Below are 334 nucleotides of genomic sequence, written 5' to 3' on the forward strand. Positions count from 1 at the left end.
TACTTGGCCTCGATGTCGCTGCGCGCCGACCACACGGCGGTGCCGCCATACGGGTAGTACTCCTCCCGGGTCAGGATATCCGCCTGCGCATCGAGTTCGAGCATCGATGAGCCGATCTGGTCGCCAAAGCTGTAGCGCAACTGGTCGTTCCCGATCGTCTCCGGCTGGCCCAGTTCCCAATGCAGCACCCGTACCGACTGGCGGCCGGCCGCACCGAGCGCGAGCACCTGCAGGAGCTCGACGGGCGTGGCGCGCTCTTCGCCGGCGCGGGTCTGTTCGGTCTGACGCAGCTCCAGCCCCGGCAGGTAGTGCACCCGCTCGCTGCGGGTGGTGC

At 68.6% G+C, this 334-nt stretch carries 1 pseudogene; it reads right to left on the minus strand.

Annotated features, from left to right (window positions below):
* Nucleotides 1–334 (minus strand): annotated as a pseudogene (locus tag KVT39_RS36660) (RHS repeat protein); the annotation flags it as partial.

The organism is Burkholderia sp. GbtcB21, from assembly GCF_019091065.1.
Classification (GTDB): Bacteria; Pseudomonadota; Gammaproteobacteria; order Burkholderiales; family Burkholderiaceae; genus Burkholderia; species Burkholderia pyrrocinia_C.